Source organism: Marinovum sp. PR37 (genome assembly GCF_028807375.1).
Lineage (GTDB): Bacteria > Pseudomonadota > Alphaproteobacteria > Rhodobacterales > Rhodobacteraceae > Marinovum > Marinovum algicola.
In genome coordinates this window covers 78,667-91,009 of record NZ_JARAML010000008.1, presented here as the reverse complement: position 1 = coordinate 91,009, position 12,343 = coordinate 78,667, and the positions used below count along the sequence as shown (strand labels likewise).

Genomic DNA, 12,343 nt, shown 5'->3' with positions numbered 1-12,343 from the left:
CCGCTCATTCCCATTCGATCGTTCCCGGCGGTTTCGACGTCACATCATAGGTCACCCGGTTGATTCCCTTGACCTCGTTGATGATCCGGGTCGCGGTTTCGCCCAGGAAATCATGGCTGAACGGATAGTAATCCGCCGTCATCCCGTCGACCGAGGTCACGGCGCGCAGCGCACAGGCGAAATCATAGGTGCGGCCGTCGCCCATCACGCCCACGGTGCGCACCGGCAGGATCGCGACAAAGGCCTGCCAGATCTCGTCATAAAGCCCGTGCTTGCGGATCTGGTCGATATAGACGGCATCGGCCTTGCGCAGGATCTCGAGCTTTTCGCGGGTGATCTCGCCGGGGCAACGGATGGCGAGGCCCGGGCCGGGGAAGGGATGGCGGCCGATAAAGGAGGCCGGCAGACCCAGCTCGTGGCCCAGCGCGCGCACCTCGTCCTTGAAGAGTTCGCGCAGCGGCTCGACCAGCTTCAGCCCCATTTTCTCGGGCAACCCGCCGACGTTGTGGTGCGACTTGATCGTCACCGAGGGGCCGCCGGAAAACGACACCGATTCGATCACGTCGGGATAGAGCGTGCCCTGCGCCAGGAACTCGGCGCCCTCGATCTCGCCGGCGTATTTCTGGAACACGTCGATGAACAGCTTGCCGATGATCTTGCGCTTGGTCTCGGGGTCGCTCTGGCCCTCCAGCTCGCCCAGGAACAGCTCGGATTCATCGGCGTGGATCAGCGGAATGTTGTAGTTGTCGCGGAACATCGTCACGACTTCCTCGGCCTCGTTCTGCCGCAGCAGGCCGTGATCGACAAAGACGCAGGTGAGCTGATCGCCGATCGCCTCGTGGATCAGCACCGCCGCGACCGAGCTGTCGACGCCGCCGGACAACCCGCAGATCACCTGTTTGTCGCCGACCTGTTCGCGAATCTTGCGGATCGCCTCCTCGCGATAGGCGTCCATGGTCCAGTCGCCCTCGAAGCCGGCATCGCGCACGAAGTTCTCGTAGAGCGTCTTGCCGTTGGGGGTATGGTGCACCTCGGGGTGGAACTGCACGGCATAGAACCGCCGCTCGAGATCGGCGGTGATGGCAAAGGGCGCGCCGGGCGAAGTGCCGTAGACGGCGAAACCGGGTGCGATTTCAGAGACATGGTCGCCGTGGCTCATCCAGACCTGCTCGCGGCCCGAGCCATCCATGAACCAGCCGGTGAGCAGATCGGGGCGGGTCTCTGCCGGGGTCACCCAGGCGCGGCCGAATTCGGCCGTGGCATGTTCGCCGGCTTCGACCTTGCCGCCCAGATCCTGCATCATGACCTGCTGGCCGTAACAGATGCCCAGGATCGGCACGTCCAGCTCATAGACCGATTTCGGCGGCCGGGGCGAGCCGTCGCGCATCACCGAATCCGGCCCGCCGGAAAAGATCACGGCCTTGGGCGCAAATTCGGCCAGAAAGGCGTCGGTCACGTTCTGGTAGGGGTGGATTTCGCAATAGACGTTGAGCTCGCGCAGGCGGCGCGCAATGAGCTGCGTTACCTGGCTGCCGAAGTCGATGATCAGAAGGCGGTCATGGGTGTCCTGGGTCATGACAGGGCTTTAGGCGCGCGCGGGGGAGAGGGCAAGAGTGTCAATGCGTTTTGCCGGGGGATCCTCCGCCGGGTATCCGCCCCGCGCGCCCCGGACTTGATCCGGGGGCTCCCGGTGAGCGGCCGCGCTGGACCCAAAGGTTATCCCGGGACGCGAGGTCCCGGAGCGGGGTCCGGGACGGTCATCCCATGCTGTCGGATCGGGGCCGGCCGCTCCGGCGGTGTTTCGCGGCGTCTTTCTGATAGGACCAATAGGCGATGCCGGTCCAGACCGTGACATAGAGGAACCCGCCGAGAAACAGCAGCTCGCCCGGGATCGGCCCGACATTAGCACGGTCGACCGCCTGGGCCCAGCTTTGCACCGGGGTCGGATGCACCGCGATCTTGCCGGCAAAGGCCAGGGTCTGGATCAGCAGGATCCACAGGTAATTGCTGCGGATGCGTCGCCCGACCGAGATGAAGAAGCCGACATGATAGCGCGGGCGCAGATAGTCCTCGGCCAGGGTCTGTTGCCATTGATCCTCGAGATGCAGGTCGCCGTCATGCAGCATCGGCGCATAGAAATGGGTCTCGAGCCAGCGGCAGCGCGCCCGCCAGACGTTGAAATAGCGATAGCGCCGCGCCTCGAGCATCAGGAACAGCAGGATCAGCACGCCGACCAGCACCAGCGGCAGGGGCGAGGCCTCGGGCGAGGAGAAGGAAATCGACAATGCCACCCCCAGCGTCACCACCGACCAGTTGGTCGTGGTGTCGAGCCGCGTGCGCCAGATCGTGCTGCGATAGACCTCGCCACGGTAGAGGTGCGCCACCGCCGTGATTTCCGGCGATGTCAGTGTCTTGCGTTCGTCGCGCTCCGTGCGGGCTTCGGTCTGGGTCGTCATTGCGCCACCGTTTCTGCCCGCTCCCCACCTCCATCATGCACATCCCCGCGCCCCGGGTCAAAGGATCCGATTGGCCGTTGACCTTTGGGCGCGCTTCGTGCCTGCCTGCGGCAAACGGAGGATCACGATGGAACGGATATTGACGGAATTCGGCATGGGCACCTCGCTGCGGCGTGGCGATTACACCCAGGCGGCGAAACGCGCCGTGGAGAACGCGTTGTGGCACAATTCGATCAATGCCGCCGAGCTTTTCGGTTTTGACAAGAGCGACATGGCGATATCGGTGCAGATCGCCGTGCAGCAGCCCGACAAGGTTGATCGCGCGGCGGTGGCGGCGGTCTTTCCCTATGGCGCGCCGGAACTCGATGTGGTGGCCGGCGGTCTCGACATTCCGCGCCCCGAGGGGACGGGCAATCCGACGGTGATCGCCCATGCCGCGCTGACGGTCTCCTTCGACATGGAGCGGGTGGCATGAGGCGGCTGATCATCGAGATGGGGCAGGGCGTCGACCTGCACGGCGCGGATTACACCAAGGCCGCCGGCCGGGCGATCGACGATGCGCTGCGCCATTCCAGCCTGCATGTGGTCCAGACGCTGAACCTGCCGCCCGATGCGGTTCAGATCAAGGTGACGCTGGGCGTGCAACACCCCGAAGCGGTGGAGACGCAGGCCTTGGCCGGAAAGTTCCCTTTCGGCACGGTGGCGATCACGGCGGTAAAGGGCGGCATGGACGTGCCCCATCTAGCGGGCGACACCCAGGTGGTGGCCAGCGCGGCGATCGAGGTCTTTCTGCCGGAACAGACCGGCTGGCGGCTGCGCTCGACAGGCGATTGATCGCCCCGGCATGTCGTTTTCCCGCCTCAAAGGGCGGATTTCCCACACGCGTCGTTCTGACCCTGCTGTAAATCCGGGGTAATTACCGGCAGCGCCCGGGCAAGATCGAAAGGGTGAGCACATGTCAGACGCAGCAACTCGCAGGCGGGCACGGGGCGGCGGCGGCGCCGCGCGGCGCGCGGCACGCTCCGCCGTGAGCTTTGACACGGCAAAATATATCGAGCGCAACATCCCGAATTTCGAGGTGCTGACCGAAGAGGTGCTCGAGATCATCGAGACCAATGCCGAGACCTTGCTGGAAGAGATAGGCGTCAATTTCGTCAACAACCCTGCCGCCTGCGCGCGCTGGAAAGAGGCCGGCGCCGATGTCCAGGGGGAACGGGTGCATATTCCGCGTGGCCTGGCCCGCAAGCTCTGCGCCACGGCGCCATCCTCCTTTACGCAACACGCCCGCAACCCAGAGCGCAACGTGGTGATCGGCGGCAAGGGCCTTGTCTGCGCGCCGGTCTATGGCCCGCCCTTCGTGCGCGACATGGCCGGTGGCCGCCGCTATGCGACGATGGAGGATTTCCGCAAGTTCGTGAAGTTGGGCTACATGTCGAAATGGCTGCACCATTCCGGCGGCACCGTCTGCGAGCCCACCGACGTGGCGGTGAACAAGCGCCATCTCGACATGCTGCACGCCCATATGACGCTTTCGGACAAGCCGTTCATGGGCTCGGTGACCGAACCCAGCCGGGCGCAGGATTCGGTCGAGATGTGCGAGATCCTCTTTGGCCGCGACTTCGTGCAGCAGAACACGGTGATGACCTCGCTGATCAACGTCAACTCGCCGATGACCTTCGACGACGTGATGATGGGCGCGCTCGAGGTCTACGCAAGGAACAACCAGGCCTGCATCGTCTCGCCCTTCATCGTCGGCGGGGCGATGGCGCCGGTCTCGGTGGTGGGCACGCTGACCCAGGTGCTGGCCGAGGTGCTGGCCGGCATCGCCTATTCCCAGCTGATCCGCCCCGGCGCGCCGGTGATCTTCGGCACCTTCGTGACCTCGATCGACATGGGCTCCGGGGCGCCCACCTTCGGCACCCCCGAGGCCAGCCAGATTCTCTATGGCGCCGGTCAGCTGGCGCGGCGCATGGGGCTGCCCTATCGCTCCGGCGGCGGGCTCTGCGGGTCGAAACTGCCCGATGCCCAGGCCGCCTACGAGACGACCCATACGCTCAACGCGGCGCTGCTGGGCGGGGTCAATTTCATGCTGCACGCCTGCGGCTGGCTCGAAGGCGGGCTGGTGTCGAGCTTCGAGAAATTCGTGATGGACGCCGACCAGCTCGGCACCTTGCACAAGATGGCCGCCGGCGTGGTGGCGGATGAAAACGCCCAGGCGATGGACGCGATCCGCGAGGTCGGCCCCGGCGGCCACTACCTCGGCTGCGCCCATACCCAGGCCAATTTCCAGGATGCCTTCTGGAAAACCCAGCTGTTCGACTACAAGCCGTTCGAGACCTGGGACGAAGAGGGCGCCCGCGACACCATGACCCTGGCCGCCGAGCGGGTGGAGCGGATGCTGCGCGACTACCAGCAGCCGGCAATCGATCCGGGCGTCAACGAGGCGCTGGCCGGCTATGTCGCCAACAAGAAGGCCTCGATGCCCGACAGCTTTACCTGAACGGCCTCATTGCGCGGGGCGCAGCAGCTGCGCCTCGCCCATCATCGCCACCAGCACCTCGACATGGCGGGCGACGCTGTAGCTTGCGCATTTCCGAAGTCGGGCATCATTGAGATCGGTCTCGATCTCGATCAGCCGGATCAGCGCCGGCCCGCAGCGCTGCGGCGCCTCGCCTCCGAGCGTGCGGCGCAGGTGCACGTCACGACGATACTCGGCAAGCCCGGCACGCGCCGCCCGGATCAGAAGTCGGGGACGGCGCAGCCGGCGCAGGATGGTCAGGGCGTCTTGCATGGCGGTTCCTCTCGTTAAGCAGGATTTCGCCAAAGGTCTCACACTTTTCACGGGTGTTGCGTGCGGCCGCCCGGCAGAGTGCGCCGCTGTCAGAATTGTTTATCCTTTGGAAACAATGATGTTCACCATGCGGCAACAATTAACCAACGAGTAACCTTGTCGCCTTTAGGTTGTGGATATCTTGATAAATCGTGGGATATGAGCCTTGTGCAAGACTGAGTTCGGACCGTCGAAGGTGATCGACTGGCCTGCCGCGTGGAATTGGCCCGGCTGGGTGCCAGAGGCGGCGGCTCATTACATCCGTCACGTCGAGCATGGTCTCTCGCTGCGGCAGCTGGCGCGGCTTTCGGGGTGCCATCCCTCTACTGTTTTGCGGCAGGTGCGGCGGCTTGAAAACCGGCGCGACGATCCGCTGGTCGATGCCGCATTGCGACAGCTCGGGAAATCCACCACCGACAAGGCGCCCTTTGCGAAAGGCGAACCCATGGCGGCCCACTCCCGGCGCGACTGCACCCAGACCGACGACGAAACCCTTGACCGAGAGGCCCGGCGCATCCTGCGGCGGCTGACCGAAAGCGGCGCCGTGCTGGCGGTGGTGCCTGACATGGAAAAGGCGGTTGTGGTGCGCGACACCGCCTCCGGCACCACCCAGCGCACCGCGGTGGTCGACACCCAGATTGCCGAGGCACTGGCGCTGAAGGAATGGATCGCCTGCAAGGTGCCGGGGCGGATTGCGCGCTATCACATCACCCCGTCCGGTCGCGCCGCGCTGAGCCGGCTTCTGGCGCAGGACGAAAGCGGAGCGCAGGCCGGCGCCTGCGGCATGGCCGAGGCCCAGGCGCCGTTTTCCGCCGCGCCGTCGGCGGTGGCGCCGCCGTTGCCGCGCAAGCGCATCCGCTACAGCGCCAATGAGACGCCGCTCACCTTGCTGGCGCGGCGCAGGGACAAGGACGGCGCGCGATTTCTGACCGATGATCTGGTCTCGGCCGGCGAACGGCTGCGCGAGGATTTCGAGATTGCCCAGATGGCCGCCCGCACCACCCAGAACTGGGACAGCTTTCTGACCGGCGGCACCCAGGGCAGCGGCCCGGGCGAGGGCCCCCTGGCCAGCACCGAGGCCCGCCGCCGGGTTGCCCGGGCGCTCGGCGACCTCGGCCCCGGCCTTGGCGATGTGGCGCTGCGCTGCTGCTGCTATCTCGAAGGCCTCGAAGTGACCGAAAAGCGCATGGGCTGGTCGGCGCGCTCGGGCAAGATCGTGCTGCGCATCGCCCTGCAACGGCTGCGCCGGTTCTACGACGAGGTGCAGGGCGGTGACACGCTGATCGGCTGACGCTCAGGCCAGCAGCCCGTCGAATTCCTTGGCGCAGGCGATGTCGATCTCGGTCAGCCCGCCGGCCTCGTGGGTGGTGTAACTCAGCGCGCAATAACCCCAGCCGAAGGCCACGTCGGGGTGATGGCCGTGTCGGTCGGCCATCCAGGCGGCGAGATTGGCGTGATAGACCGCCTTGGCAAATCCCTTCACCGCAATCCGCCGGGTGATCGTGCTGCCATCCTCGGACAGCTGCCAATCGGCATGCAGCGTCTTGAGCTGCGCCTGGGCGTCGTGTCGTGACATGGTCGGCGTGTCCGGTGAACAGCCGCCACCGATGTTACAGGTTGTCATGGTCTGCGCTCCTCAGGCTGCGTCATCTTTGGGCGGATAGGCCGGCGCATGCAGGCCCAGCGCCTGCGCCGCATGCACATCCGCCAGCAGGTCGCGCTCGGCGGCGGCAAACAGATCGTCGAGATCCTCGATCACGAAATAGATCGGCTGATGAATGTCGATCCGGTAGGGCGTGCGCAGGATGTCGATAATGTTGAACGGCCGCCGCTCCGGGCCCTTGTCCTGCACGCTCCAGGGAAGTTCGGTCACCGACGAGGCCAGCCCCGATCCCAGCGCCTTGTAACCGCCATCCTCGACCACCAGGCCGAATTCGATCGAGAACCAGTACAGCCGGATCAGCCAGGCATACTCCTTGGGACCGGCCCGCAGCCCGGCCTGGCCGATCGCCTGGCTGAACCCGGCAAAGCGCGGATCGGTCAGCAGCGGGGTATGGCCGAAGAGCTCATGAAAGATGTCGGGCTCCTCGATATAGTCGAAATGCTCGCGTCGGCGGATAAAGGACGCCGCCGGAAACGCCCGCTCGGCCAGCATCGAGAAGAATTTGCCAAACGGGATGAGCGCCGGCACCGGCTGCACCTGCCAGCCGGTCAGCGCCCGCAGCGTCTCCGAGACATCGGGGCATTGCGGCACCCGGGTCTCCGGCAGGCCGACCCGCGCCAGACCGTCGAGGTAGGCCCGCGCCGAATGCGCCTGCACATTGGGCAATTGCCGGGCATAGAGGTCGCGCCAGACGGCGTCTTCCTCGGCGTCATAGGCGATACGGCCCCGCGCGTCGGGGATCTTGGCGGCATAACTGGTGGATTTCGGCATGATGGCTCCTCCTTGCCGGGTATTTTCCATCCGATTGCCGGGAAAAACTTGCCCATCTTGCCGTCTCTGCGCAGAATGACGGAAAGATTTGCCTGAAGCTCGCGGAAAGAGAGGCAAGATGACCCTCGCGCTCGACGACACCGACCGTCGAATCCTCCACCTGCTGCAAACCGACGGCAAGGCCAGCATCCAGGAGATCGCGGGGCGGGTGGCGCTCTCCACCTCGCCCTGCTGGCGGCGCATCAAGCGGATGGAGGAGGCCGGGCTGATCACCGGCTATACCGCGCGGCTCAATCCCAAGCTTCTGGGGCTTCATGCCCTGGCCTATGTCTTTGTCACCCTGATGGATCACCGCGAAGACACCATTGGCGCCTTCAACCGCCTGGTGCAGACCGAAGACCGGATCATCGAATGCGCCAGCGTTACCGGCGAGAGCGATTATATTCTGAAGATCGCCGCCAAGGACCCCGAGGACCTCGAGCATTTCCTGATGCGCGGCATCCTGGCCTCCGGCCTCGTCCGCGCCAGCCACACCAATTTCGTCCTGCGCCGCACCAAACCCACCAGCCCCTGGCCGATCCTGTAGGCCCATCTTCCAAATACAAAAAAGGACCGAGGCACCCCCCAGTCCTTCTTCTCTTCTCAAATACCGCCGGGGGAGTCCTCGCTTGCGAGGACGGGGGCAGAGCCCCCGAAACCCGGATTATTCCGCCGCGACGCCCTTGGCGTCTTCGGCCAGGTACTCCAGAACGGTCTCGGGCGACGAGACGCCATAGGGGTCTTCGCCGTGGTTGTCGGCCAGGCCGGGCTCTTCGAACCAGGCTTCGATGACGCCGTCCTTGACGATGGCCGCATAGCGCCAGGAGCGCATGCCGAAGCCGAGGTTGTCCTTGGCCACCAGCATGCCGATCTTGCGGCTGAATTCACCCGAGCCGTCGGGGATCACGGTGACGGTCTCGAGCTTCTGGTCCTGCGCCCATTTGTTCATCACGAAGCTGTCGTTGACCGACATGCAGTAGATCGCGTCGATGCCATGGTTGGCAAAGGTCTCGGCGTTCTTCTCGAACCCGGGCAGCTGGTAGGTCGAGCAGGTGGGGGTGAAGGCGCCGGGCAGGGAGAACAGGATCACCCGTTTGCCGGCAAAATAATCCGCCGTGGTCTTGTCTTCCCAGCGGAAGGGGTTGGGCCCTTCGAGGCTGTCGTCGCGCACGCGGGTGTGAAAGGTCACATCGGGAAGTTTGTATCCGGTTTTCATCTTGCTCTCCGTCAATCGCTGGCAATCGTCTGGGGCCGGTCGCTCCGGCCCGGCGGATATGTAATGCCGCACGCGCGAAGTAAACCCTTCGCAGGTGCAGAATCCAAGTGATGTCTAGGAGATCTGACTTGCAGTGAGCAATACTTGAGAACTGGGGTGAGCGACAGCATGGCAGCAATGTCGTACTGGCATGGCTCACTGCAAGCACCTATGCTATAGGCCACGCTATCAGCCAACGTCGCGGGGAATAAATCGTGCGAGACCTCAAGATCCCTGAGCAACGCCATCCGGAAAAGGCCCATCGCCCGGACAATGCGCAGCCAAAGAAGCCGAGCTGGATTCGCGTCAAGGCGCCCGGCGGCGAAGGGTACAACGAAACCCGCAAGATCATGCGCGAGAACAACCTCGTGACGGTCTGCGAAGAGGCCGGCTGCCCCAATGCCGGCGAATGCTGGTCGCAGGGCCATGCCACCATGATGATCATGGGCGACATCTGCACCCGCGGCTGCACCTTCTGCAACATCGCCACCGGCCGCCCGGAAAACCTCGATGTCTTCGAGCCGGGCCGGGTGGCGCATGCGGTCGACAAGCTGGGGCTCAACCATGTGGTGATCACCTCGGTCGACCGCGACGACCTGGCCGATGGCGGCGCCGATCACTTTGCCCAGACCATCCGCGCGGTGCGCCATCGCTCGCCCGGCACGACGATCGAGATCCTGACGCCGGACTTCCTGAAATGCGCCCCCGAAGTGCTCGAAGTGGTGGTCGCCGCCAAGCCGGATGTCTTCAACCACAACCTCGAGACGGTGCCCGGCCTCTATCCCGAGGTGCGGCCCGGCGCGCGCTATTTCCACAGCCTGCGCCTGTTGCAGCGGGTCAAGGAACTCGACCCCTCGATCTTTACCAAATCCGGCATCATGGTGGGCCTCGGCGAGGACCGCCAGGCGGTGACCCAGGTGATGGACGACATGCGCGCCGCGGATGTGGATTTCCTGACCATCGGGCAATATTTGCAGCCGACGCCGAAACACCACGGGGTCGAGCGGTTTGTGCATCCCGATGAATTCGCGGCCTACGAGAAATCGGCCTATGGCAAGGGCTTTCTGATGGTCTCGGCCACGCCGCTGACCCGGTCGTCTTATCACGCCGGCGACGATTTCGCCCGGCTCAAGGCCAATCGCGACGCCAAGCTCGCCAAGGTGTGACCGTCGGTTGCGCGGCGCGGCCCGAAGGCGGACCGCGTCGCGGCTGGGTATCATGACCTGCGGTGCGGCGCGGATGAAATCCCGTGGGGCGGGGTTGCAACCCAGCCCGCCTCTCGCCACCCACACTCAATCCCCCGCGCTCACCCCGACACCAGCCGGCGCACCATCGCCCGGCCGACCGGCGGCACCGCGGCGCCGAGTTTCATCGCCCGGATCGCCAGTCCGCGGCGCGTGGCGCTTGTGGTGTTCAGCATCTTGCGCCCGCGTTCCGACAGGCGCAGCACCCGCGCGCCCTCGGGGTGGCGGGTCTCGGTATAGCCGTCGGTGGTGCCGTCGATGATCCGCTGCGCCAGGTCGGCGGCATCGGCAATGCCGAGATTCATGCCGCGCCCGCCCACCGGCGAATGGCAATGTGCCGCATCCCCGGCAAGGAACACCCGGCCTTCCTGATAGCGCTTCACCTGCCGCACCGAGACGGTGAAATTGCCGCGCCGCCGTACCCGGCGGATGTCCATCGGCACCGGCAAGGCCGCCAGCGCATCTTCGCGCGACGAGATCACCCGAAAGCGGGATTCTTCCAGCGGCACCACCACCAGCACGTCGCCCTGATCGAGCAGGAAGCCCTGGAACCGTGTCGGATCGGGCCAGCCTTCGGCATCCACATCGGCGATCGACCACGTGCCGGGCAGGTCGCGGCCGCGGAATTCCAGCCCCATGGCCGCTCTGACGGCGCTGTGCACGCCATCGGCGCCGATCAGGTAGTCGGCCTCGAGATGGCCATCGCCGGTTTCGACGGTGACGCCCTTGGCATCTTGGGAAAACCCGCGGAATTCAACGCCGTAGCGCACGATCTCTCCGTAATGGGTGAGCGCGGTCTCGAGATGCGCCTCGGTCCGGTCCTGCGCCAGCCCCCAGAGCCGGCTGGCAGCGTCGAAGCCCAGCGGCAGCCGCGCCACCTCTTCGGCACGCAAATGAAAGGTGATGCCGGAAAAAACCACAGCTTCGCGCAGGAGGGCATCGGCCACACCCGAGGGTCGCAGGATCTCGAGCGAGCGGGGCTGAAGCCCCACCGCGCGCGACAGATAGGACGGGCCGGAGCGCTTTTCCAGCGTCGTGACGCGCGCGCCAAGACGGGCCAGCTCGACAGCGGCCGTCAGCCCGGTTGGCCCGGCGCCGGCAATCACCACATGCATCATATCCCCCCAGATATGGTCCGGAGACAGCCTACACCGATTCTGATCTAATAGCCTGTGCTTGCCGCCACGGGCACGGGCAATGCCTTGACATATGCGGCAATTGCGGCACGGTCCTCCGCCGGCAGTCTTGAGGTATTCTCGACCACCGCCGCCATATGACCCCCGGCGCTGTCGAACTCGGGCGTAAAGCCGCTCTCGAGGTAATAGGCGATGTCGGTGGCCGACCAGGAGAGCTTGTCCGGTGTCAGCGCCGGGATCGTCCCCTTGCCCGAAGGGTCGGGCGCCCCGGCCATCCAGCGGCTGCGGTCGAGCCCGCCAAGCGCGTTGCGCGGCGTGTGGCATTCGGCGCAATGACCCAGCGCTTCCACCAGATAGCGGCCGCGGGTCAGCTCGGCCCCCAGATCGTTGCCGTCCATCACCCAGTCATCCTTGAGAAACAGGAATTTCCAGCCGCCGAGGCTGCGGCGGATGTTGAAGGGAAAGCCCACCTCATGCGGCTGCGACGGCGCGGAACTGGCCGGCAGGGTCTGAAGATAGGCGTAGAGATCGACAATGTCGCGGTCGCCCATATGGGTGTACGAGGTATAGGGAAAGGCCGGAAAATAATGCACGCCCTCGGGCGATACCCCGTGCAGCAGCGCATTGGCGAGGTCCTGAAGCGACCACTCGCCGATGCCATGGTCGGGATCGGGCGAAATATTGGGCGCGGTGAAGGCGCCGAAGGGCGAGGGAAAGCTCTGCCCGCCGGCCAGAACCAGCTTGTCGTCGCCTTCGGCCCCGGGCGCGGCATGACAGGTGCCGCAGCCGGCGGCGCGAAACACCGTCTCGCCGCGCGCGACTTCGCCGCCCTCGGGGCTGGCAAAGGCGTCCTCGGCCACGGTTTTCGGTGCGGTCATCACCCAGGCAATCCCGGCCGCGACAATCGCGGCCGGAACAATCAGCCTCAGAACCTTAACCATTCAGCACC

14 protein-coding genes are annotated in these 12,343 nt (G+C 65.3%); 6 read left to right on the top strand and 8 right to left on the bottom strand.

The window, feature by feature from the left end; all coding sequences use genetic code 11:
- Nucleotides 1-4 precede the first annotated feature (4 nt).
- Nucleotides 5-1,576: a glutamine-hydrolyzing GMP synthase gene (guaA, locus tag PVW49_RS09260; RefSeq protein ID WP_274590420.1), complete on the bottom strand. Its 1,572-nt coding sequence runs from the start codon at nt 1,574-1,576 to the stop codon at nt 5-7.
- A 181-nt stretch (nt 1,577-1,757) separates the two neighbouring features.
- Entirely contained in the window at nt 1,758-2,456 is a 699-nt protein-coding gene (locus tag PVW49_RS09255; protein ID WP_048531204.1) for a DUF2270 domain-containing protein, read from the bottom strand.
- 127 nt (nt 2,457-2,583) lie between these two features.
- Here PVW49_RS09255 and PVW49_RS09250 point away from each other — a divergent pair, with 127 nt between their 5' ends.
- The 3 genes from PVW49_RS09250 (at nt 2,584) to PVW49_RS09240 (ending at nt 4,956) form a co-directional block, all read left to right on the top strand.
- A complete protein-coding gene (locus PVW49_RS09250) occupies nt 2,584-2,931 on the top strand; it encodes a Lin0512 family protein (protein ID WP_274563116.1) in 348 nt (115 codons plus the stop codon).
- The gene (locus PVW49_RS09245) at nt 2,928-3,290 is read left to right on the top strand and encodes a Lin0512 family protein (protein ID WP_274590419.1); all 363 of its coding nucleotides are present in this window, start codon (nt 2,928-2,930) and stop codon (nt 3,288-3,290) included. Before PVW49_RS09250 ends, PVW49_RS09245 begins: the two co-directional genes overlap by 4 nt.
- A gap of 121 nt (nt 3,291-3,411) precedes the next feature.
- On the top strand, nt 3,412-4,956 hold the full coding sequence (locus PVW49_RS09240; protein ID WP_048531210.1) for a trimethylamine methyltransferase family protein: 1,545 nt from the start codon (nt 3,412-3,414) through the stop codon (nt 4,954-4,956).
- A gap of 6 nt (nt 4,957-4,962) precedes the next feature.
- Here PVW49_RS09240 and PVW49_RS09235 read toward each other — a convergent pair whose 3' ends face one another.
- A complete protein-coding gene (locus PVW49_RS09235; RefSeq protein ID WP_048531212.1) occupies nt 4,963-5,247 on the bottom strand; it encodes a DUF6477 family protein in 285 nt (94 codons plus the stop codon).
- Nucleotides 5,248-5,452: 205 nt separating this feature from the next.
- Here PVW49_RS09235 and PVW49_RS09230 point away from each other — a divergent pair, with 205 nt between their 5' ends.
- The gene (locus PVW49_RS09230; RefSeq protein ID WP_274590418.1) at nt 5,453-6,577 is read left to right on the top strand and encodes a DUF6456 domain-containing protein; all 1,125 of its coding nucleotides are present in this window, start codon (nt 5,453-5,455) and stop codon (nt 6,575-6,577) included.
- A 3-nt stretch (nt 6,578-6,580) separates the two neighbouring features.
- Here the strand turns inward: PVW49_RS09230 and PVW49_RS09225 are convergent, their stop codons facing one another.
- Together PVW49_RS09225 and phhA are read right to left on the bottom strand one after the other, a co-directional pair.
- Nucleotides 6,581-6,910, bottom strand: coding sequence for a 4a-hydroxytetrahydrobiopterin dehydratase (locus PVW49_RS09225; protein ID WP_074834966.1), 330 nt, complete (start codon nt 6,908-6,910; stop codon nt 6,581-6,583).
- Between the two features lie 12 nt (nt 6,911-6,922).
- Nucleotides 6,923-7,720: a phenylalanine 4-monooxygenase gene (phhA, locus tag PVW49_RS09220; protein WP_274590417.1), complete on the bottom strand. Its 798-nt coding sequence runs from the start codon at nt 7,718-7,720 to the stop codon at nt 6,923-6,925.
- Nucleotides 7,721-7,838: 118 nt separating this feature from the next.
- Between phhA and PVW49_RS09215 the strand changes: the two genes are divergently transcribed.
- Nucleotides 7,839-8,306, top strand: coding sequence for an Lrp/AsnC family transcriptional regulator (locus tag PVW49_RS09215; protein ID WP_274590416.1), 468 nt, complete (start codon nt 7,839-7,841; stop codon nt 8,304-8,306).
- A 117-nt stretch (nt 8,307-8,423) separates the two neighbouring features.
- Here PVW49_RS09215 and PVW49_RS09210 read toward each other — a convergent pair whose 3' ends face one another.
- Complete coding sequence (locus PVW49_RS09210) at nt 8,424-8,975, bottom strand: peroxiredoxin (RefSeq protein ID WP_274590415.1); 552 nt, start codon at nt 8,973-8,975, stop codon at nt 8,424-8,426.
- A gap of 254 nt (nt 8,976-9,229) precedes the next feature.
- On the opposite strand from PVW49_RS09210, the gene lipA reads away from it, so the two are divergent.
- A complete protein-coding gene (lipA, locus tag PVW49_RS09205) occupies nt 9,230-10,180 on the top strand; it encodes a lipoyl synthase (RefSeq protein WP_274590414.1) in 951 nt (316 codons plus the stop codon).
- Between the two features lie 140 nt (nt 10,181-10,320).
- On the opposite strand, the gene PVW49_RS09200 is transcribed toward lipA, so the two are convergent.
- Both PVW49_RS09200 and PVW49_RS09195 read right to left on the bottom strand, forming a co-directional pair.
- Nucleotides 10,321-11,373 carry an FAD-dependent oxidoreductase gene (locus PVW49_RS09200; RefSeq protein ID WP_274590413.1) on the bottom strand — a complete coding sequence of 351 codons (1,053 nt, stop codon included), beginning with the start codon at nt 11,371-11,373 and terminating at the stop codon, nt 10,321-10,323.
- Between the two features lie 47 nt (nt 11,374-11,420).
- Entirely contained in the window at nt 11,421-12,335 is a 915-nt protein-coding gene (locus PVW49_RS09195) for a c-type cytochrome (RefSeq protein WP_074834960.1), read from the bottom strand.
- Between the last annotated feature and the right edge of the window lie 8 nt (nt 12,336-12,343).